Raw genomic sequence first — 17682 nt, forward strand, 5'->3', positions numbered from 1 at the left:
CGATATAACGAACTCAAACTTCCCGTTCCAGCTCGCCAGATTCGAAAAAATCCCGAAGGGATTTACAGTTATCAACGAGAAAGGCATAGCACCGCAGGTATTCGGGCGTAATCCAGTCCTTCTTCGGCGCCTCAACGCCGCGGCGCTGATGCTCGGGAATAAACGCCTCCACCTCGACGCGGTCAGCGTCGAACGAGCCATCGGCGCGCCGAATGCGGCGCAACGCGCGTACACCCGTTACGAACTCCACGTCATCAACGCGATACGAGAGCCGGGTTCGATGACCCGAGCGCAATTCCACGACTACCGGACTGGGCACGAGAACAGTCAGCACCATCGTCATCGCGCCACCCCGTACAGCCGCTCGATCGTCGCGTTCAGCAGATCGATCTGCGTCACCTTCAGGATCCGCAGGTACGTCTGGTCGCCGTGCACGCCGTTCGTGCCGCGATGGCAGTCGTCAGCGCAAAGCGGTACCGTGCAGAAGTCGCCTGCCCGCTGCGCGCCGCCGTGACCCACACGCACGTGATGCACTTCCGTTCTCGACGTCTGCGTGCGGCCGAGCAGCGTGCAGCAGATGCAGGCCATCGCCGCCACGCGACCCATGTGCGCGCTCTCGCGCTTGTTCGGTCGATGGCTCATGCGGCCCTTCCAATCCACACCATGCCGCGCATCGCTGCCTCGACAGCCAGATCGGCCGCCGGCCACCAGGGGCAATCGTCCGGGTGACCGAAATCCACCTTGGCAGGAACCGCGCGCGCTGACCGCGGCAGCTCAAGCGCCGTGCGCGTGAACACGTAATGACCGGGTTTGCCCGGGCCGCCGCGCGCCGAGGTCTCGCAGCGAAAATAGCCGTCGTCGACCAGCCCGAGCGCGACGCTGCGCGCCTGCTTCGAACTCACGCCCACATGGTCCGCAATCTGGACCGCCGTCATCGCGCCGCGGGCCGCCACGAGATCGAACACTTTCACTTTGGTTGGATGCATCAGAACGGGATCTCCGATTCATCGACGAACGTCGTGCGGACCATGTCGTCGACGCGCCGCGCGGCCTTCGCTTCGAGCACCACGAACATCTGGCCCGGGTTCGCGCGGGCGAGCCTTTCGGCTTCTTTCGTCGCGGATTCTTCGCTGCCGTGCCGGAAGCGCGGCGGACGCTCACTGGTCGGCGACCAGACGAGCCAGAAGGTTTGCTTGTTCTCGGGAGTCATGATGCGTACCAGTCAACGGGCATGAGGGCTTCGCCAAGCGTCGCCACGATCGTCTGCAGGAACTGGCCGCCGGTGCGCTGCGCGTCGCGCAGGATCGCGTCGATCCACGGCCCTTTGCCGGCCGCGCGCGCCACGACGGCGCGGTAAAGCGGGAGCGGCTCGTCACGATGCTTCGGCCGGGCGCCGAACTTCTCGCCGGCCGCCACGAGCACCTCCTCGCCAGCCAGCCACCAGTCCTCGACGGCAGCGATCGCCGCCGGTGCGCAGGCCTCGGCGAGGAAGCCGGCGACGAACGCGACATACGTCGGCCGGTCGTCCTCGTCGCGCACCCGGGCCGCGGCGGCGAGCTTGTGTGCGGCGCGCAGCTGCCCGGCCGTGACGGCCTTGCCGACCCACGTGAGCACGACCGCCCGGTCCTTGCTCCGGTCGATCGCCAGCACCTTGCCGCGATCGCGTTCGAGCGCGATCAGCAGGTCGGTGAGTTCGCGCTCGCGGTTCTCCGGAGCGGAGTCTTTTTCATCGGCGGCAGCAGCGGCAGCAGAGTTATCCACAGGGTCGCGTGCGCACGCGTTGCTGCTGCTCTCTTCTGTAATCTCTGCTGTAGTCTTAACCCCGTTAACGAATGCGGGAAACTGGCGCTCGCGAATGTCGGTTTCCAGCATCCGGGAATGCTGGTTTTCCGCATTCGGTAATGCGGGTTTCTCGCATTCCCGAATGTTAGTTTCTCGCATTCGGGAATGCGACTTTCCAGCATTCGGTAATGCGGGTTTCTCGCAGTCGGGCGCGGCCGCCGCTTTCAGCAGATCCTCCAGCCGGTCGAGATCGAGCCGATAGAACATCTTGTGCTCCAGCCGGTCATGCTTCTCGTGCAATACGCCGCAGCGCTTCAGCGAGCGCCGGGCATTCTCCTGCTCGTTGCGGGACATCCCCGTCTCGGCAGTCAGCTGCGCCTGCGTCTTGAACACGCCGCGATCGTCTGTCGCCCGTTTCGACCAGTAATACAGCTGGCAGAACAGGATGGCCGCATTGATGCCGCCCAGCGGAGCCGCCAGCGCCGGGTAATACGCTACCGGATGCCCGATGCTGTCGAGGAAATCAGAAAGCCTCACCGTGAATTGCTCCACACCGGGTTCTCCAGCGCCAGCCGGATGCGCAGCACGCGCCCATCCTTCGACGCCGTGAAATAGCCATCCGCTTCGAGCGCACCCAGGTACTTTCGCGCGGCCGACTCGCTGATGCCGCACTGAAGCGCCAGCCGCGGCACGTGCACCAGCGCTTCAAGCGACGGCCTACCCGCCATCCGCGCGACCGCTAGCAGCACCAGTTTCTTCAGGCCGGGAAGCTCGAATTCCCATGCTTCTACCTCGTGGATCAGGCTCATGACGCCTCCGGCGCATACATCACCTGCATGCCCAGCTCCATCGCGATATGACGCTCCAGCCGGGCGCCCTTCGAGTTCTCGAAGCCCGGCAGAAGGCAGATCGCCTCGCAGGTCACCAGCTGCTGGATATCCGCACGCATGCACATTTCCCAGCCCAGCGTCGTGTCGGGATTGATTTCCGCCGGCTTGATCACGACGTGACCAAGCGCGCGAAGGCGCGCCGTCTCGGCGTGAAAGCGCGGAAAATTCCATTCGTGAATGCCCGTCATCGGGCCGGCGACGTAGATTCGCATGCGGGTCCTCATTGTTTGGGGCCGTGGCTTTCCGGCCCGTCATCGGCTCAGCACATTGCGCCGCCGATTGCGCCTCAAGCTCCCGCGCACCGGTTGGCGAGCGGCCACATGTGCAATATGGGAAGCACTATTTCGTGAATCGCCATGCCTCTGCGATCGCGGCCACGATGACCGCCAGCATCCAGAGGACCGGAAAGAGATCGCTCACGCCCGACCACACTCGCCCGCGCCCTGCCGCGCGCATTCGCATGCAACGCCCACTTTCCCAAGGACCGCTATCGCGTCCAGGTACGGGCGGCTCACGAGTGCGTAACCCGCGACATCGATCGCACGATCGATCTCGCCGATCAGCACGCCGCGTTGGCCGCTCAGAAACCGGCTGACTTCGGATGCATCCCACGCGAGCTGCTCGGCGGCCCGCTTTCGGTCGGGGCCAGTCAGCACCGCGCGCAGCGCGGATTCAATGTTCGGTTTCACTGTCAATCCTTAGCAAAAACGGTTGAGTGCTGTTGCGGCGCAGCACGAATACGATGGGTGTCATGCCGCTTCTGCTGCTCCGACATCGGGCGTGCACGGCGGCAGCGATTCCTGGGCGAGCTCGGGCCAAATTTGACGCCAGTCGGGGCGCAGATCTTGGCGAGGAACCGCGCCGCCAGACTCGCGGTCGAGCAGCGCGCAGAGCTTTTCGCCGAGCAGGCTGCGCATGCTCAGCGCCTTGCGGAGGTAGCCCAAACTCGTATTGCAGCGGCGAGCGAACGCAGCCTGCTCGGCGACCGGGAGGGAGTTGAGGTAAGTGCGTAGGGTGTCCATTCGACTAAGTTACCTCACGGTAAGCATATAAGCAATACCAGAAGGTTATTTACTTAATGGTAACGATTGGGTGCAATGCTTTGATGAGCAAAAGTGACGAACGCCGCGAAGAAAGACGCCTAGCATTGCTGCGGCTGAAGGATCAATTCGGGCGGGGCGGGATTGCCAAAATCGCTAGGACCATCAATAAGGAGCCGAACTATGTGTCGCGGATGCTCTATCCCCCTGACAAGCCGGGCGCAAAAGGCATTGGCGAGGATTCGGTAGTGCTCCTGGATGAGCATTTCCCGGGTTGGCAGTCGAGCGCCGGAAGTCCGGCGAATGACGCGGAACCCGGCATAGTGTTGAGCCATTCTCCAAAATCGATTGGAAGCAATGAAATAGAGGTGCCGCGCTTCGAAGCGCCCGCTTCCATGGGCTTGGGGCGCCCCACCCCCGATCAAGAAAACGTAGTTGAGCTATTGCGAGTTAGCAGTTCATGGTTGCGAAGTGCATTGCCTCATATCAGCAGTCCCGCCAATCTCGCGGTACTCCCGGCATCTGGCGATTCCATGGAGCCCACCTTTTCGGATTCCGACTTGCTCTGGGTAGATCGCGGTGTTAGGGAGATCAGGACTGAGGCCGTATATGTGCTAGCGCTGCGCGATGAACTCTATGTGAAGCGACTGCAGCGGCGTCCTGATGGCGCTATCTTGATGATTTCCGACAACAAGAGCTACGATCCTTACGTCATCGAGAACGGCGAGCGAGAACAATTCCAGGTGCTTGGGCGCGTCGTGTTTGCATGGCGCGGGAAGCGCCTGTAACCATCGGGGATGTCATGAATATCGGTTGGATTGGTGCCGGCGCCATTGCGTTTCTGTGGTGGCTAGTCTCAAAGACTTCAGAAGACAAGATCGCCGAGATCAGCAAGCGGCTAGATTGGGTGGAAATTAAATGCAACACCAACGAAGCCAACATCCTTAGGATTTTCCATCTTCTTCAAATCGAGCGCGGAGAAATTTCAGAGGAAGAAAAGTCCGCGGCACGCGATGAGTTGGAGGGGCAACTCCGTCAAATTTTCGAGCGCAACGCACATCTCATGAAGAAGAAACGATAGGAAGCTATCGAGACCAAAAAACTTACCCAAAGGTATTGCAGAAATAGTTACCCGATGGTATCTTTCACTCGCCGACTCGAAAACGCGTTGGCGAGGCGCTCACCCGATCGCCTCCACCCAAGGAGCGATCATGTACACCTTCACCATCCTCTTTCAAGACGCCGAAGTCGCATGCGCCGAAGCTGAGCGTTTCGAAGACGCGCGCGAACAAGCCATCGACGAAGCGCGCGACGGTTTCTATGCCTCGGTCCTGCCTGACTGCGAGTTCTCGGCTACCTGTGATCATGGCGTGATCGGCCGCGTTACTGGCCCGCTCTTCATCTGAGGCGCGCCATGACCACCGCTCAAGCACCGAAAGTCCAGATCGAGACCGTTACCGTCGCGCACGGTGAAACCGGCCTCGAAAACGCCGAGCGCCGCGATGTGCTGCTCACCGTCATCATCACGCGTCAACTCGCCGCGATGCTCGAACCGGTCGAGTCGATCGGCGACCTGCGCGCAGTGCGTACGCTGGTCCGCCAATCGCTGCGTAGCGCTGAGGTTGAATGCGCCGTGCGCGGCATCGACGCGCCGAACGTCCGTTTCGCGATCTTCGCTGGCCAGGTGCACTGACCATGCGACGCCTGCCCGACTGGTTTCCGCTCGCCGTGCTCGCCGCGCTGTACCTGCTCGCGGCCGGCGTCGCGCCGCCCATCGAATTCCTGATGGGGCTCGCGCGATGAAAAACGTCCTGAGTCTGCTCGCCCTGTGGGGCAAAGCGTTCGTCGTGTTCGCAGCAGTCGTGTTCGTCATCGCGACCGTTCAGCAGCTCGATGAGATCGACGTCGGTCCGGTCGTGTGGAGTCCGCGGTGATGCGCACCCTCTGGCAGATCGTCGAGGACCTCGCGAACGGGTCGCTGTCCCGCCGGGCCGCGTTCGCCCTTCTGCGCGCGAAGTTGCGCGCGGCGCGGAGACGCTGACCATGCGCTACGCCTATACCTGTCCGCGTTGCCGCATGCAGTGGTTCGGCACGCGCACGTGCGCGCGGTGCCTTCGCCTGTTCGTGTGGGGCCGGTAATGCGTCGCCCCGACACGTCCGCTGACGTCGCCCGCGAGTTCCGGCTGATGGGCTGCCGCGGCTCCGCGATGGAGGCCCTTTCCAATGAACCGCTTCGCCGCGTGCTCGAACTGCGCGCGCGCATTCGTGCCGGCCGCGAGGTTCCGGCGCCGGCCGTGCGCGATGCGAAGTCGCGCGCTGCAAACGATATCGATTAACCACCACCTCTACGAGGTTCACATGAGCGCAAGACCCATCACGGACGTACTTCGCCATATCGGCGGCGGCGTCTTTCTCGACTCGGCCAGCGACGAAATGCAGGCGCTCGTCAACGCCGTCGACACGTCTGGCAAGAGCGGCACGCTGACGCTGACCATCGCCGTGAAGAAGGCCACCCGCGGCGGCGCGATGCATATCGCCGGCAAGGTGTCCGTGAAAAAACCGGCCGACGAGCCGATGGAGGCGATGCTGTTCGCCACGCCCGAAGGCAACCTGATTGCCGAAGATCCCCGCCAGCAGAAGCTCGATCTGAAGCAGGTCCCGGGCGCTTCGGACGCTCCGCCGTCGGCGCTCAAGACGGCCTGACCTTTCCACTCAACAGGACGCAAACCAAGTCATGGAAACGAAACACGAAACGAACCTGGCCGAAACGCTCGCGCGCGAGTTGAAATCGCCGATCGAGATCGCATCGAACACGGCGGCCGCGCTGCGGCGCGTCGCCCTGCCGCCGGGCTGGACGCTCGAAGAGCAGGACGATTCGATGAAGCTGCCGGCGCCGCTCCGCAAGACGGCCACCGTGCGCCTGCGCGACGCGGACAGCTTCATCGACTACGTGAAGCGACATGGCTCGCTCACCGATTCGACGGTCTGGTGTCTGGCCGACTACGTGCAGGGCAAGATCGCATTCACTGCGATCATCAACGATCAGGGCGAGGACCCGGGCGCCGCTGCGTGGCGCGATCACCGCGCCTATTTCGCTCCCGAGTTCAGCGAAGAATGGCGGCGCTGGAACGGCAAGAACAAGCAGCCGATGAGCCAGGCCGACTTCGCTGCGTTTATCGAGGACAACCTGAAGGACATCGCGAGCCCGGACAGCGCGGGCCTGCCGAGTGGTGCCGCGATGCTCGAAATGGCGCTGTCGTTCGAGGCCACCCAGGACATGCGCTTCAAGAGCGCGATCCGGCTGTCGAACGGCGGCGTGAATCTCTCGTTCGTACAGGACGATGATGCGCAGACGCTGCAGAAGATGTCGGTGTTCGAGCGGTTCGCAATCGGTATCCCCGTCTTCTGGAACGGCGATCCGTATCAGGTCGACGCACGCCTGCGCTATCGCGTGCGCGACGGCAAATTGCACTTCTGGTTCGAACTCGTACGCACGGACAAGATCCTCGAAGCGGCGACGTCGACCGTCATCACGACCATCCGCGAGAAGACCGGCAACCCGTTCTTCTTCGGCGACCCCTTCGCCAACTAAGCGAGCAGTAACGGGACGTGCGCACCACCGAGGCACGTCGCGTGTGTTTGGCCGCGCCTGTACGGGCGGTCCTTTTTCCTCTCTTAGGAGAAGTCATGCAAATCAAAATTCCGCCGCTCGCTGAAGGCGAGATCTACCTCAGTGGCTTCGTCGATGCGAACGGCGACGTCACGCACACGATCCTGCTGCCCGGCGACAACGATGCCGCCACGTGGCAGGCGCAGATGGACTGGGCCAAGAGCATCGGCGGTGACCTGCCGACGCGTGCCGAGCTGGTGATCGCATACGAGAAGTTGCGCGACCAGTTCCAGAAGACCGCGTACTGGTCGAATACGCCGGATGACGATCCCGAATATTCCGGCTGGGCCTGGTTTCAGTACTTCCACGACGGCAGTCAGGGCGACGGCCGCCAGGGCGGCGAGTTCCGCGCCCGCGCCGTCCGCAGATTGTCGATTTAACCCTTCGTCTATTTCAACGGAGCATCGCAATGACGATCACGCTTCAGGCCATCGAGAGCGAACATGCCCGGATCGCCGCCCTGATCGAAGAGTTCAAGCGGCAGCCGCAGGCAACCGAGATTCGCATCGCCGCAGTCACGATCCCACTCGCCGCCGGCGAACGTCTCGCCGGGTCGATCCTGAACGACGACGGCACGCTGAGTCACTACGTGATTCTGCTGCCCGACGAGGCCGAGTCGGTGAACTGGAAGGATGCGCTCGCATGGGCCGTTGAACACGGCGGCGAGCTGCCCACGCGGCGCGAACAGTCCCTGCTGTTCTCGAACACGAAGGACGAATTCGAGGCGGCCTGGTACTGGTCCGGCGAGCAGCACGAAGAGAACTCCGGCTGGGCCTGGTATCAGAGCTTCATCACCGGCTACCAGAGCGGCCACGGCCAGCGCCACGAGTTCCGCGCCCGCGCCGTCCGCAGATACACACCGCCGCGCAAGGTCTGATCATGGCTACGATCGACAGCCTGATGCGCCGCACTGTGGAGGCGGGCGAATGTCTCGAATTCACCGGCCACATCTGCAAGGCAGGATACGGCTTGGTCTGGCATGAGGGAAAGAATCGTCTCGCGCATCGCGTGTCGTTCGAGTTGCACAATGCGCCGATCACGGAGAAGCAGGATGTCATGCACTCCTGCGATAACCGCAAATGTATCAACCCTGCGCATTTGAGTCTGGGATCGCGCAGCGAGAACCTTCGGGACATGTTGGCCAAAGGCAGGGGAAGACACTGCTTTGGTGAAGCGCACCCGTTCTCGAAACTTACGAGCGACGCTGTTGCGCAGATTCGCAGGGAATTTCAGCCATATAGCCGAACGCACGGTGCAGCGGCGCTTGCGCGCAGGTTCGGCGTCACGCAAGGTGCCGTGTCGTGCGTGTTGCGTGGCAAATCCTGGAAACAGGCCTGATGCAGGTCGCGAACTCCTATTTCGGGCTGCTACGGCAGGCGAGCGCCAGCCATCACGACCGCGCGCTGCTCGCGAACGTTGTGCGCGGCCGCGGCCGCGCTGTCGATGCGGCGTTCACGAAGACCTATCGAGGTAGTGCGTGACGGCCTATTACAACGAATTGGACCCGTACTGCGCACAGTGGCTGCGCAACCTGATCGCCGCCGGGCATATCGCCGCTGGCGACGTTGACGAAAGGAGCATTGAGGATGTCCGACCCGACGACCTGCGAGGCTATACCCAGTGCCATTTCTTCGCCGGCATTGGAGTCTGGTCATTCGCCCTGCGCATGGCTGGCTGGGACGACTCTCGACCTGTTTGGACCGGGTCTTGCCCCTGTCAGCCGTTCAGCATTGCAGCCGTCGCTCACGAGCGAGCTGGTTTCGACGACGAACGACATCTGTTCCCTGCCTGGTTTGATCTCATCCGCGAGTGCCGACCTGTCGTTTGCTTTGGCGAGCAGGTTGGAAGCCGCGATGGCCTCACTTGGCTCGACAGTGTTTTCGATCAGTTGGAGTCGGAGAGCTACGCCTGCGCTGCGGCAATTACCAGTGCAGCTGGTGCGGGCGCGGACCACATCCGAAATCGGCTTTACTTCGTTGCCAACTCCATGCGCGCGGGACGGGAAGGACATCACCCGATCGAACGCATTTCTGTCACAGCGCAAACGGCATTCGCCGAGTCTCGCAACGCGGCTGCTCGACTCAGGGCACTCATGGAAGGTGATTACAGCGGCCTATTGCCTGGCGATGAATCTTCCATTGCAGTGGAACGCTGTCGCGCCCGCGGCTACGGTAACGCGATCAACGCGCGCCAAGCATCAATCTTCATCGCAGCAGCCGACGAAGCCCTGACCGCCTGACCTGCAAGGACCCAACCATGGACAAGAAATACGGCGGCTACACGGCCGCAAAACTGCGCGAGTTCATCGAGTGCAGCGAGACCAATAGCGAGAGCATCGACGTGGTCGCCGGAGACGACTGCACGAGCGCGGCGGTCATCCGCGACTTGCTCGAGGAAGTCGATACCCTGCGCGAGGCCGCAAAAGGCGCTGCGGTAATCGCCAACACGGCCGGCGCGGAAATCCGCGATCTGCGCGCCGCTCTCTCCGCTCCCGCAGAGGCGACACAAGCTGTAGCGGTGCTGGGCGGCTGGGCGCAGGGCGTCGAAGCTGTGGCGAAGTTGCTCGACAAAAAGGCCGACGACTACGCGCAGCAGTACGGCCACGACGACATGGGCTCGCTGTCGTTCGGAACCGGCGCGCACGCCGATGCAAAGCGCGACTACCACTGGTCACTGATCGAGCTGGCCGAGGAAGTGCGCGCCATGCTCGCCGCCGCTCCACAGGCTCCAGTAGCAGATGCTGCGCGGGGAACGGATGCGCCAACATTGACGCGCGCTGCGGCTATGGCCGCGATTGACGACTTCGAAATCGTTGGAGAAAACAACGACTCGCGCGAACCGACCGATGAGGACCGGTTCATTTTGAGCGAGTTCATCGCGCACTGCTTCGGGGGCTATCACGCCCCGGCGCAAGCAGATGTTGAGCGGGCCGAACCGGTGGCTGATCGCGTGTCAAACGTCGCTATCGTGGTCAAAGACCTTATCGAAACCTTGATGCTCTGGAATGGGCAGGCGTCAGCGGGGCTTGACGTGAACGGACTTGCTGGCTTGCGCGACGAGCTGAACGCCCTCTGCGAGACCGCTCCCGCGCAGCAGGCGGTAACGCCGCAGACTCTGCTGGATCTTGCGCAAAACGAGGCCGAGAACGCTTTGAAGCGTCAACGCACGCGCGAGCTCAGTGAGCGCATTCAGCAGCGCGCCGCATCGCAAGGAGCCAAGCCATGAGCGCGGTCCGAGTCTGCGCAATCCGCGACATTGAGTGCTCACGCGGCTGCGGCACTGGTGCATGCAAGCAAGAGGAGAAAGCCATGACCAATGAAACGGTGAAGGACGACGAGCTGGTCGCGGCGTTAGTAAGGTCGTGGGGAGAAATCAGCGCAGAGATGTACGCCCGCATGACGCCATATCAGTTCTACGGGGCTGGATGGAGTGCTGCTCTCGCTGCGTTGCAAGTCGCGGCGGAAAACGGTGAACGCGCGAAGTTCGAGGCGTGGTTTGATAATCGCCCCGATGAATATGGTTTTCTTCCCGACCCGCATCCTGTTCGCGAAGATGGGACCTATGAATGGGGCTTTAAGCAAGAAATGTGGGAATGCTGGCAAGCCCGCGCCACCGCACCGCAAGCCACGGTGGAGGGCAACGAGCGGGAAGAGCCATTCCCGTATCAGAAAACGTTCAATGCCATTGCTGCAGCGACTACCGGTTATGAGTCGGGCCACGTTGGAATTTCAGTCATCAAATTTCGGGAGGCGTTTGGCGATACTCGCGCAGCAGTAGCGCAAGCCGGTGCGACCGGGGCGCACGACGCACAGGACGCAGCGCGGTATCGTCGATTCCGGCGGTGGCACCCGCGACTTCAGACTTCCTACTGGACCGGGCAATGGTGGGAGCCGATCTACGGCGAGAAGATGGACGCCTGCGTCGACAGCTTGGATGAAGTGCTGCAGCCGACGCCTCACGCCGCCCAGCGCGACACCGGGCCGCTCGAAACGGGAGAGGCGGGATGAAAAAAGTATTTGACACGCCCGGCTGCAATTTCGAGGCGGCCAGCGAAGCCGAGGACTGGTGTCGCGAACGCAACATCGCCGTCGGATCCATCCAGCGCGGGTCGCCGCGCGGCCTTCTGTGCGGGCACTACTCGATCGCGAAGTGGCGCAACCTCAACGATGCGGAGCGCCGCGAACTCGACGGCACCATGACCGGCGATATGCGACGTGGGCCGGTCGTCGTCGAGCTGCGCGGCGAAGAGTCCGACTATCCGATTGTCGAGCCAGAGGAAGAGGAATGAGCGAACTGATCGCATCCCCTCCCTCAATGATCGGCGAGCGCGCACTGACGCTGAAAGAGGCGGCTGCGTTGCTCCGCGTCTCCTACGACACAGCATGGACGAACCGCGTGCAGTGGGGTTTTTTCAAGGCAGGCCGCGTCTGGCGCGTCTGGCCCAACACCTTGCGCGAGAGGCTGCAGGGGTACAATCCGCCTCTGACCGGCGCGGGCGGAAAGGAGAAGGAAGCATGTCAATCCGCAGGCGCAAAGGCTCTGACGCCTGGTTCATCGATTTCCGCACGCCAGGCGGCGGCCGAATTAGACAAACTGCTGGCACAACCGATCGAAAGGAGGCGCAGGAGCTACACGACAAGCTGAAGCATGAAGCATGGCGCGTCGCGAAACTGGGCGACAAGCCCAGGCGCACGTTCGATGAGGCCGCGCTCCGTTATCTCAGGGAGCAGGCTGGCAAGGCCGACTATAAGAGCAAAGTGAGGCACGTCAAGTACTGGCGCAGCATTTTCGGCATTCGTGCGCTCGATACGATCACTCGCGACGAGATTCTCACGACACTCCCCGACCGGGCATCGCAGAAAGGTTGCGACAAGGTGCTCACGCCATCAACGCGCAATCGGTATCTGGCCACAATTCGCGCCATGCTGAACGACGCCGCCGGAGATTGGGAATGGCTTGAGCGCGCGCCGAAACTCACCACTGCGAAAGAGCCTGCGGGACGAATACGCTGGATCACGAGGGACGAAGCTCGGCGTCTGCTCGCCGCGATAGATCTGGACTGGATGCGGGATATCGCGGCCTTCGGGTTTGCAACCGGCCTGCGCCAGTCGAACATCATCGAACTCGAATGGTCGCAGGTCGACCTTCAGGCGCGGCGGGCATGGATTCATCCGGATCAAGCCAAGGCGCGCAAGTCGATCGGCGTGCCGCTGAACGCGGAGGCGGTAGCGATCGTTCGCCGGCAACTCGGGCTTCACGAGCGGTATGTGTTCTCGTGCGGCGGCGTAGCGCCATGGTACTGGGACACGAAACGCTGGATGGCGGCCTGCAAACGTGCCGGCATTGAGCGCTTCAGGTTCCACGACGTGCGGCACACGTGGGCGAGCTGGCACGTCCAGGGCGGCACGCCGCTCAATCGCCTGATGGAACTAGGGGGCTGGGCGAGCTACGAGATGGTGCTGCGGTATGCCCACCTCGCGCCCGACCACCTGAAGCCGCATGCGGATGCAGTGCTGATGAGCACAGAGGCTGGGGCGCCGCGACTCGTCGCGGTGAAATAAAAAAGCCCAGAGCAGGGCACGCTCTGGGCGCAGTGTCCGCCGGATTTTTGGGGCGCACTGGCGTTTAGGTCAGTTGGCGCTGCCTAAACGCTTGAGGTACAACGTTTTTTTGGTGGGCCGGGTCGGATTCGAACCGACGACGGGATTTCTCCGGCGGATTATGAGTCCGCTGCCTGCAACCAGCACGGCGTCCGGCCCAACAACAAAAAAGACCCGGTCTTGAAAAGGCCGGGCCTCATTGACGACAGGCCGACATACTACACGAACGCAGCCGGCCCCGCCATCGCGCGCGCTCAATGCGCGCGCATCATCGCCTGTCAGTTGCCTTCCAGGAACGACTTCAGCTTGTCCGAGCGGCTCGGGTGACGCAGCTTGCGCAGCGCCTTCGCCTCGATCTGGCGAATCCGCTCGCGCGTCACGTCGAACTGCTTGCCGACTTCCTCAAGCGTATGGTCGGTGCTCATCTCGATGCCGAAGCGCATCCGCAACACCTTCGCTTCGCGCGGCGTCAGCGAGTCGAGCACGTCCTTCACGACGTCGCGCATGCTCGCATGCAGCGCGGCGTCGGCCGGCGCGACGGTGTTGTTGTCCTCGATGAAGTCGCCCAGATGCGAATCGTCGTCGTCGCCGATCGGCGTTTCCATCGAGATCGGTTCCTTCGCGATCTTCATGATCTTGCGGATCTTGTCTTCCGGCATCTCCATCTTCTCGGCCAGCGTCGCCGGATCCGGCTCCAGACCGGTTTCCTGCAGGATCTGCCGCGAGATGCGGTTCATCTTGTTGATCGTCTCGATCATGTGAACCGGGATCCGGATCGTGCGCGCCTGGTCCGCGATCGACCGCGTGATCGCCTGGCGGATCCACCACGTCGCGTACGTCGAGAACTTGTAGCCGCGCCGATATTCGAACTTGTCCACGGCCTTCATCAGGCCGATGTTGCCTTCCTGGATCAGGTCGAGGAATTGCAGGCCGCGATTCGTGTACTTCTTCGCGATCGAGATCACGAGACGCAGGTTCGCCTCGGTCATCTCGCGCTTCGCCTGGCGCGCCTTCAGTTCACCGGCCGCCATCTGGCGGTTGGTTTCCTTCAGGTCCTTCAGCGGCAGCACGACGCGCGCCTGCAGATCGAGCAGGCGCTGCTGCTGTTCGCGGATCGCCGGAATGTTGCGCGACAGCACCGCGCTATACGGATGGCCCTCGGCGACGATGCGTTCCGACCAGTCGAGGTCGGTCTCGCTGCCGGGGAAGCGGGCGATGAATTCCGAGCGCGGCATGCCGCACTTGTCGACGACGGTGTGCAGGATCTGACGCTCGACCTGGCGCACTTCGTCGACCTGCGCACGCAGCGTGTCGCAAAGGCGCTCGACGGTACGCGCGGTGAAACGAATCGACATCAGCTCGTTCTGGATCGTTTCCTGCGCCTTCAGATAGGACTTCGACTTGTAGCCTTCCTTCTCGAACGCGCGGCGCATCTTGTCGAACCATTCGCTGATCAGCGCGAACTTCTCCAACGATGCGCGCTTCAGCGCCTCGAGCTGCGCCGCGTTAGCCGTCGCCTGCGCGGTGCCGTCATCCTCTTCTTCTTCCTCTTCCTCTTCTTCCTCGGCTTCCTCGGCCTCGTTCTCGATCTCTTCCGCTTCCTGCGCGGAGAAGCCGTCGGTGTCCTCGGCGTTCGGATCGATCAGGCCGTCGACGAGTTCATCGACGCGGATCTCGTCGTTCGCGACGCGCTCGGCCATCGCGAGGATGTCCGCGATCGTGGTCGGGCAGGCGGAGATCGCCATCACCATGTGCTTCAGGCCGTCCTCGATCCGCTTCGCGATCTCGATTTCGCCTTCGCGCGTCAGCAGTTCGACGGTGCCCATCTCGCGCATGTACATCCGCACCGGGTCGGTCGTGCGGCCGAACTCGGAATCGACGGTGGACAGCGCGACTTCGGCTTCTTCCTCGACCTCGTCGTCCGACGACGCCGCGGGCGCGTTGTCGTTCAGCAGCAGCGTTTCGGCATCGGGCGCCTGCTCGTACACGGCCACGCCCATGTCGTTGAACGTGCTGATGATGCCTTCGATCGCCTCGGTCTCGGTGAAGTTGTCCGGCAGGTGGTCGTTGATTTCAGCGTACGTGAGGAAGCCCCGCTCCTTGCCGAGCTTGATCAACGCGCGCAGCTTCGAGCGACGCTCCTCGAGTTCCTCGACGGTGCCGGGCTGCGTGGACGCGAACGCGTCCTTCAGCAGCGCCTTCTCCTTCGCACGACGGTCGCGCGCACGGGCCTTTTCGCCCTTGCCCGTGACAGGCGTGCTCTCTTCGCTCTGGTTTGCGTCGTCATCGACGGATACTTCGTTCAGCTTTTTCGTCATGGAGTTCGCCGTACCGGCTGTAGTCTCGACTCGCGGCTGCTGGACAACAGCCTCTTGAACCGTGGATACTGGAGCCTCGCGCTCTGCCGCATCGTCCGCGACGGCAGGCACTAGCCTTGCACTACTCGCACCGGACCGCTTCGTAGCCGGTTGGGTGGCGGCCTTCGCCGCACGCGCTGGCGCCGCTCGCGCGGCCGAAGCTGCCTGGGATCTCTTCCGGGCGACAGGCGCGGTGCCGGCAACAGACGTCTTTCCTGCGGAACTGGCGATTTTGGCCTCCGTGACCTTGCCGGTCGGCTCCGTCGAGCCCTTGCCTGTCGCCTTTTTTCCGCCCGTAGTCTTTGCCATTGCGATTCCGCCCTTACTGGAAACTGGATTGCCCGGAAAAACAACAAACACAACAACAAACCGCTGAAAACCTTTTATTTTAGCACGCGCGAAAAACCCTCTTCCGCGCGGTCGCGCCTACAGCCCGAGCTGGCGTTTCATGTCCGCCCGCGTCTGGTTCAGCGCCATCAGTTCGGCCAGTTCCTCGGGCGTGTGCCGCGATTGCCGTGACAACACGTCGAGCCGTTCGCAGCATGCGTCGTACCGCATCTTCAGGATTGCCGCAGTCAACTCTTCGCTGACCAGCCGCTCCTGCTCGCGCCGCTCCTCGATTACCGCACCGTCTTCTGGGTTTTTCATCAGCAAATCCCGGACATTTTCATCATAGTCCAGAATTTCGCGAAAAATCTCCTCGAAGGTCGGGGCGTTCGCGCCGTTGCGCAAAAGGTCAGACAGCAACTGGAACTCGGCCGAGTCGCCCAACGCGCGCGCGTGCGTCGTCACTTCCTCGAACAGTTCGCCGTGGCGCGTCAACGTGATCAGCGCCTGTTCGGCTTCCTCATCGAGCTGCGCCGCAATCCTCGGATGCATCACGAGGTTGCGGAGTGCCTTGCGCTCGATGCCGGTCACGAGATGCCGATCCTTGCGCGCCGGCGCCGAGCGGGCCGCGGCCGCGATCCGCGCATCGACTTCGCACAGCGCCGCGACTTCGTCGAACGGCACGTCGAGCCGGTCCGCGAACATGTGCATGATCTGTGCGCGCAGCGCGTTGGCCGGCAGCGCCTGCAACAGCGGCTTCGCGTCGAACAGCGCGCGGGCGCGCCCTTCCGGCTGGTCCAGTTCCTTGCCCGCCAGCACCTCGTTCAGCATGAACTGCGACAGCGGCATCGCCCGTTCGACCTGCTGCGAGAACGCCTCGGAGCCGAACTCGCGGACGTAGCTGTCCGGATCGTGCTCCGTCGGCAGGAACAGGAAGCGGATCGTCCGGTTGTCGGCCGCATGGGGCAGGCACGCGTCCAGCGCACGCCGCGCCGCGCGGCGACCCGCCGCGTCGCCGTCGAAACTGAAGATCACCGTATCGGTCTGACGCATCAGTTTCTGCACATGAATCGGCGTGCATGCGGTACCGAGCGTCGCGACGGCATTCTGAAAGCCGAGTTGCGCCAACGCCACCACGTCCATATATCCTTCGACCACCAGCACATAACGCTGTTCGCGGATCGCGAGCCGCGCCTCGAACAGCCCGTACAGCTCGCTGCCTTTGTTAAATAGCGGCGTTTCCGGCGAATTCAAATACTTGGGCTCGCCGCCGTCGAGCACCCGGCCGCCGAAGCCGATCACCTGCCCCTTGACGTTGCGGATCGGGAACATGATCCGCTCGCGGAACCGGTCGTAGCGGCGTGCCTGGCCTTGCGCGTCCTGTTTTTCGCTGACGATCACGAGACCGGATTCGACGAGCGCGTCGTCCCGATAGTCGGTAAACGCGGATTCCAGGTTCTGCCATCCATCGGGCGCGTAACCGAGTCCGAACCGCGCGGCGATCTCGCCGGTCAGACCGCGCTTTTTCAGGTACTGGATCGCGTTGGGCGCGCCGCGCAACTGCTTGCGGTAGAAATCGCACGCGGTCTGCATCACATCAGACAGCGCGGTCGCCACCGACTTCGACACCGCCGGAGCCGGCCCGCCGGCCCCGCCGTAACCGCCGCCGCGTAGCGGCGAAGGCTCCTGCGGCACCGTCAACCCGACCGACTGCGCCAGTTCGTTGACGGCCTCCGGAAAGGTCAGGCCGGCGTGCTCCATCAGGAAGCCGATCGCGGTGCCGTGCGCACCGCAGCCAAAGCAGTGATAGAACTGCTTCGTTGGACTAACGGTAAACGAAGGGCTCTTTTCGTTGTGAAACGGGCAGAGCCCCATGAAGTTCGCGCCGCCCTTCTTCAACTGCACGTAACGACCCACCACGTCGACGATATCGACGCGGTTCAGCAGATCCTGCAGGAACGAATGCGGAATCATCGACGCGTGCGGGAGCGGCAGCGCCCGGCCGCGCGAGCTTGC

28 protein-coding genes and 1 tRNA gene are annotated in these 17682 nt (G+C 62.8%); 17 read left to right on the forward strand and 12 right to left on the reverse strand.

Annotated features, from left to right (window positions below):
* Positions 1–13: 13 nt before the first annotated feature.
* From BLV92_RS19995 to BLV92_RS20035, 9 genes are all read right to left on the reverse strand, one after another.
* On the reverse strand, positions 14–343 hold the full coding sequence (locus BLV92_RS19995) for a hypothetical protein (protein WP_090548099.1): 330 nt from the start codon (positions 341–343) through the stop codon (positions 14–16).
* Positions 340–642: a hypothetical protein gene (locus BLV92_RS20000; RefSeq protein WP_090548101.1), complete on the reverse strand. Its 303-nt coding sequence runs from the start codon at positions 640–642 to the stop codon at positions 340–342. The genes BLV92_RS19995 and BLV92_RS20000 overlap by 4 nt, the downstream gene beginning before the upstream one ends.
* Complete coding sequence (locus tag BLV92_RS20005; RefSeq protein ID WP_090548102.1) at positions 639–986, reverse strand: helix-turn-helix domain-containing protein; 348 nt, start codon at positions 984–986, stop codon at positions 639–641. Before BLV92_RS20005 ends, BLV92_RS20000 begins: the two co-directional genes overlap by 4 nt.
* A complete protein-coding gene (locus BLV92_RS20010; RefSeq protein ID WP_090548104.1) occupies positions 986–1210 on the reverse strand; it encodes a hypothetical protein in 225 nt (74 codons plus the stop codon). Before BLV92_RS20010 ends, BLV92_RS20005 begins: the two co-directional genes overlap by 1 nt.
* Entirely contained in the window at positions 1207–2334 is a 1128-nt protein-coding gene (locus BLV92_RS20015) for a hypothetical protein (protein WP_090548106.1), read from the reverse strand. The genes BLV92_RS20010 and BLV92_RS20015 overlap by 4 nt, the downstream gene beginning before the upstream one ends.
* On the reverse strand, positions 2316–2591 hold the full coding sequence (locus BLV92_RS20020; RefSeq protein ID WP_090548108.1) for a hypothetical protein: 276 nt from the start codon (positions 2589–2591) through the stop codon (positions 2316–2318). The genes BLV92_RS20015 and BLV92_RS20020 overlap by 19 nt, the downstream gene beginning before the upstream one ends.
* A complete protein-coding gene (locus BLV92_RS20025; RefSeq protein ID WP_090548110.1) occupies positions 2588–2884 on the reverse strand; it encodes a DUF4406 domain-containing protein in 297 nt (98 codons plus the stop codon). The genes BLV92_RS20020 and BLV92_RS20025 overlap by 4 nt, the downstream gene beginning before the upstream one ends.
* A 204-nt stretch (positions 2885–3088) precedes the next feature.
* Positions 3089–3367 (reverse strand): DNA-binding protein, encoded by a 279-nt coding sequence (locus BLV92_RS20030; protein WP_373681809.1) that lies wholly within the window; start codon positions 3365–3367, stop codon positions 3089–3091.
* 54 nt (positions 3368–3421) lie between these two features.
* Positions 3422–3694, reverse strand: coding sequence for a transcriptional regulator (locus BLV92_RS20035; protein WP_090548113.1), 273 nt, complete (start codon positions 3692–3694; stop codon positions 3422–3424).
* Positions 3695–3777: 83 nt separating this feature from the next.
* Between BLV92_RS20035 and BLV92_RS20040 the strand changes: the two genes are divergently transcribed.
* The 17 genes from BLV92_RS20040 (at position 3778) to BLV92_RS20110 (ending at position 12943) form a co-directional block, all read left to right on the forward strand.
* On the forward strand, positions 3778–4500 hold the full coding sequence (locus BLV92_RS20040) for a S24 family peptidase (protein WP_167627127.1): 723 nt from the start codon (positions 3778–3780) through the stop codon (positions 4498–4500).
* 14 nt (positions 4501–4514) lie between these two features.
* Positions 4515–4793 (forward strand): hypothetical protein, encoded by a 279-nt coding sequence (locus BLV92_RS20045; RefSeq protein ID WP_143040706.1) that lies wholly within the window; start codon positions 4515–4517, stop codon positions 4791–4793.
* Between the two features lie 130 nt (positions 4794–4923).
* Positions 4924–5118, forward strand: coding sequence for a hypothetical protein (locus BLV92_RS20050; RefSeq protein ID WP_090548118.1), 195 nt, complete (start codon positions 4924–4926; stop codon positions 5116–5118).
* Positions 5119–5126: 8 nt separating this feature from the next.
* Positions 5127–5405: a hypothetical protein gene (locus BLV92_RS20055; protein WP_090548119.1), complete on the forward strand. Its 279-nt coding sequence runs from the start codon at positions 5127–5129 to the stop codon at positions 5403–5405.
* Positions 5406–5511: 106 nt separating this feature from the next.
* A complete protein-coding gene (locus BLV92_RS32930; RefSeq protein WP_256216119.1) occupies positions 5512–5646 on the forward strand; it encodes a hypothetical protein in 135 nt (44 codons plus the stop codon).
* A 289-nt stretch (positions 5647–5935) separates the two neighbouring features.
* Complete coding sequence (locus BLV92_RS20060) at positions 5936–6415, forward strand: hypothetical protein (RefSeq protein ID WP_244283868.1); 480 nt, start codon at positions 5936–5938, stop codon at positions 6413–6415.
* 31 nt (positions 6416–6446) lie between these two features.
* Positions 6447–7304 (forward strand): DUF2303 family protein, encoded by an 858-nt coding sequence (locus BLV92_RS20065; protein ID WP_090548123.1) that lies wholly within the window; start codon positions 6447–6449, stop codon positions 7302–7304.
* Between the two features lie 95 nt (positions 7305–7399).
* A complete protein-coding gene (locus tag BLV92_RS20070; protein ID WP_090548125.1) occupies positions 7400–7762 on the forward strand; it encodes an Lcl C-terminal domain-containing protein in 363 nt (120 codons plus the stop codon).
* Positions 7763–7791: 29 nt separating this feature from the next.
* Entirely contained in the window at positions 7792–8259 is a 468-nt protein-coding gene (locus tag BLV92_RS20075) for an Lcl C-terminal domain-containing protein (protein ID WP_090548126.1), read from the forward strand.
* A 2-nt stretch (positions 8260–8261) separates the two neighbouring features.
* A complete protein-coding gene (locus tag BLV92_RS20080; protein WP_090548128.1) occupies positions 8262–8720 on the forward strand; it encodes an HNH endonuclease signature motif containing protein in 459 nt (152 codons plus the stop codon).
* Positions 8720–8863 (forward strand): hypothetical protein, encoded by a 144-nt coding sequence (locus BLV92_RS20085; protein WP_373681808.1) that lies wholly within the window; start codon positions 8720–8722, stop codon positions 8861–8863. The genes BLV92_RS20080 and BLV92_RS20085 overlap by 1 nt, the downstream gene beginning before the upstream one ends.
* On the forward strand, positions 8860–9621 hold the full coding sequence (locus BLV92_RS20090; protein ID WP_090548131.1) for a DNA cytosine methyltransferase: 762 nt from the start codon (positions 8860–8862) through the stop codon (positions 9619–9621). The genes BLV92_RS20085 and BLV92_RS20090 overlap by 4 nt, the downstream gene beginning before the upstream one ends.
* 17 nt (positions 9622–9638) lie before the next feature.
* Entirely contained in the window at positions 9639–10607 is a 969-nt protein-coding gene (locus BLV92_RS20095; protein ID WP_090548133.1) for a hypothetical protein, read from the forward strand.
* An 83-nt stretch (positions 10608–10690) separates the two neighbouring features.
* On the forward strand, positions 10691–11389 hold the full coding sequence (locus BLV92_RS20100; protein WP_143040707.1) for a hypothetical protein: 699 nt from the start codon (positions 10691–10693) through the stop codon (positions 11387–11389).
* Entirely contained in the window at positions 11386–11670 is a 285-nt protein-coding gene (locus BLV92_RS20105) for a hypothetical protein (RefSeq protein ID WP_090548136.1), read from the forward strand. Before BLV92_RS20100 ends, BLV92_RS20105 begins: the two co-directional genes overlap by 4 nt.
* Positions 11667–12026 carry a hypothetical protein gene (locus BLV92_RS32650; protein ID WP_244283869.1) on the forward strand — a complete coding sequence of 120 codons (360 nt, stop codon included), beginning with the start codon at positions 11667–11669 and terminating at the stop codon, positions 12024–12026. Before BLV92_RS20105 ends, BLV92_RS32650 begins: the two co-directional genes overlap by 4 nt.
* A complete protein-coding gene (locus BLV92_RS20110) occupies positions 11936–12943 on the forward strand; it encodes a tyrosine-type recombinase/integrase (RefSeq protein ID WP_244283937.1) in 1008 nt (335 codons plus the stop codon). The genes BLV92_RS32650 and BLV92_RS20110 overlap by 91 nt, the downstream gene beginning before the upstream one ends.
* A 110-nt stretch (positions 12944–13053) precedes the next feature.
* Here BLV92_RS20110 and BLV92_RS20115 read toward each other — a convergent pair.
* The 3 genes from BLV92_RS20115 to dnaG form a co-directional block, all read right to left on the reverse strand.
* Positions 13054–13141, reverse strand: a tRNA-Ile gene (locus BLV92_RS20115).
* Between the two features lie 119 nt (positions 13142–13260).
* A complete protein-coding gene (gene rpoD / locus BLV92_RS20120; protein ID WP_090548139.1) occupies positions 13261–15648 on the reverse strand; it encodes an RNA polymerase sigma factor RpoD in 2388 nt (795 codons plus the stop codon).
* A gap of 117 nt (positions 15649–15765) precedes the next feature.
* Positions 15766–17640: a DNA primase gene (gene dnaG / locus BLV92_RS20125; protein WP_090548140.1), complete on the reverse strand. Its 1875-nt coding sequence runs from the start codon at positions 17638–17640 to the stop codon at positions 15766–15768.
* Positions 17641–17682: the final 42 nt, after the last annotated feature.

Origin of the sequence: Paraburkholderia caballeronis, assembly GCF_900104845.1 — a bacterium.
GTDB classification, from domain to species: Bacteria; Pseudomonadota; Gammaproteobacteria; order Burkholderiales; family Burkholderiaceae; genus Paraburkholderia; species Paraburkholderia caballeronis.

Excerpts from the sequence above, each read along its gene's own strand:
- BLV92_RS20050 (WP_090548118.1), top strand. The coding sequence starts at position 4,924 with ATGTACACCTTCACCATCCTCTTTCAAGACGCCGAAGTCGCATGCGCC.
- BLV92_RS20100 (WP_143040707.1), top strand. The coding sequence starts at position 10,691 with ATGACCAATGAAACGGTGAAGGACGACGAGCTGGTCGCGGCGTTAGTA.
- BLV92_RS19995 (WP_090548099.1), bottom strand. The coding sequence starts at position 343 with ATGACGATGGTGCTGACTGTTCTCGTGCCCAGTCCGGTAGTCGTGGAA.
- BLV92_RS20045 (WP_143040706.1), top strand. The coding sequence starts at position 4,515 with ATGAATATCGGTTGGATTGGTGCCGGCGCCATTGCGTTTCTGTGGTGG.
- BLV92_RS20000 (WP_090548101.1), bottom strand. The coding sequence starts at position 642 with ATGAGCCATCGACCGAACAAGCGCGAGAGCGCGCACATGGGTCGCGTG.
- BLV92_RS20010 (WP_090548104.1), bottom strand. The coding sequence starts at position 1,210 with ATGACTCCCGAGAACAAGCAAACCTTCTGGCTCGTCTGGTCGCCGACC.
- BLV92_RS20080 (WP_090548128.1), top strand. The coding sequence starts at position 8,262 with ATGGCTACGATCGACAGCCTGATGCGCCGCACTGTGGAGGCGGGCGAA.
- BLV92_RS20020 (WP_090548108.1), bottom strand. The coding sequence starts at position 2,591 with ATGAGCCTGATCCACGAGGTAGAAGCATGGGAATTCGAGCTTCCCGGC.
- BLV92_RS20065 (WP_090548123.1), top strand. The coding sequence starts at position 6,447 with ATGGAAACGAAACACGAAACGAACCTGGCCGAAACGCTCGCGCGCGAG.
- BLV92_RS20085 (WP_373681808.1), top strand. The coding sequence starts at position 8,720 with ATGCAGGTCGCGAACTCCTATTTCGGGCTGCTACGGCAGGCGAGCGCC.
- rpoD (WP_090548139.1), bottom strand. The coding sequence starts at position 15,648 with ATGGCAAAGACTACGGGCGGAAAAAAGGCGACAGGCAAGGGCTCGACG.
- BLV92_RS20095 (WP_090548133.1), top strand. The coding sequence starts at position 9,639 with ATGGACAAGAAATACGGCGGCTACACGGCCGCAAAACTGCGCGAGTTC.
- BLV92_RS20070 (WP_090548125.1), top strand. The coding sequence starts at position 7,400 with ATGCAAATCAAAATTCCGCCGCTCGCTGAAGGCGAGATCTACCTCAGT.
- BLV92_RS20025 (WP_090548110.1), bottom strand. The coding sequence starts at position 2,884 with ATGCGAATCTACGTCGCCGGCCCGATGACGGGCATTCACGAATGGAAT.
- BLV92_RS32930 (WP_256216119.1), top strand. The coding sequence starts at position 5,512 with ATGAAAAACGTCCTGAGTCTGCTCGCCCTGTGGGGCAAAGCGTTCGTC.
- BLV92_RS20075 (WP_090548126.1), top strand. The coding sequence starts at position 7,792 with ATGACGATCACGCTTCAGGCCATCGAGAGCGAACATGCCCGGATCGCC.
- BLV92_RS20040 (WP_167627127.1), top strand. The coding sequence starts at position 3,778 with ATGAGCAAAAGTGACGAACGCCGCGAAGAAAGACGCCTAGCATTGCTG.
- BLV92_RS20060 (WP_244283868.1), top strand. The coding sequence starts at position 5,936 with ATGAACCGCTTCGCCGCGTGCTCGAACTGCGCGCGCGCATTCGTGCCG.
- dnaG (WP_090548140.1), bottom strand. The coding sequence starts at position 17,640 with ATGATTCCGCATTCGTTCCTGCAGGATCTGCTGAACCGCGTCGATATC.
- BLV92_RS20055 (WP_090548119.1), top strand. The coding sequence starts at position 5,127 with ATGACCACCGCTCAAGCACCGAAAGTCCAGATCGAGACCGTTACCGTC.
- BLV92_RS20005 (WP_090548102.1), bottom strand. The coding sequence starts at position 986 with ATGCATCCAACCAAAGTGAAAGTGTTCGATCTCGTGGCGGCCCGCGGC.
- BLV92_RS32650 (WP_244283869.1), top strand. The coding sequence starts at position 11,667 with ATGAGCGAACTGATCGCATCCCCTCCCTCAATGATCGGCGAGCGCGCA.
- BLV92_RS20105 (WP_090548136.1), top strand. The coding sequence starts at position 11,386 with ATGAAAAAAGTATTTGACACGCCCGGCTGCAATTTCGAGGCGGCCAGC.
- BLV92_RS20035 (WP_090548113.1), bottom strand. The coding sequence starts at position 3,694 with ATGGACACCCTACGCACTTACCTCAACTCCCTCCCGGTCGCCGAGCAG.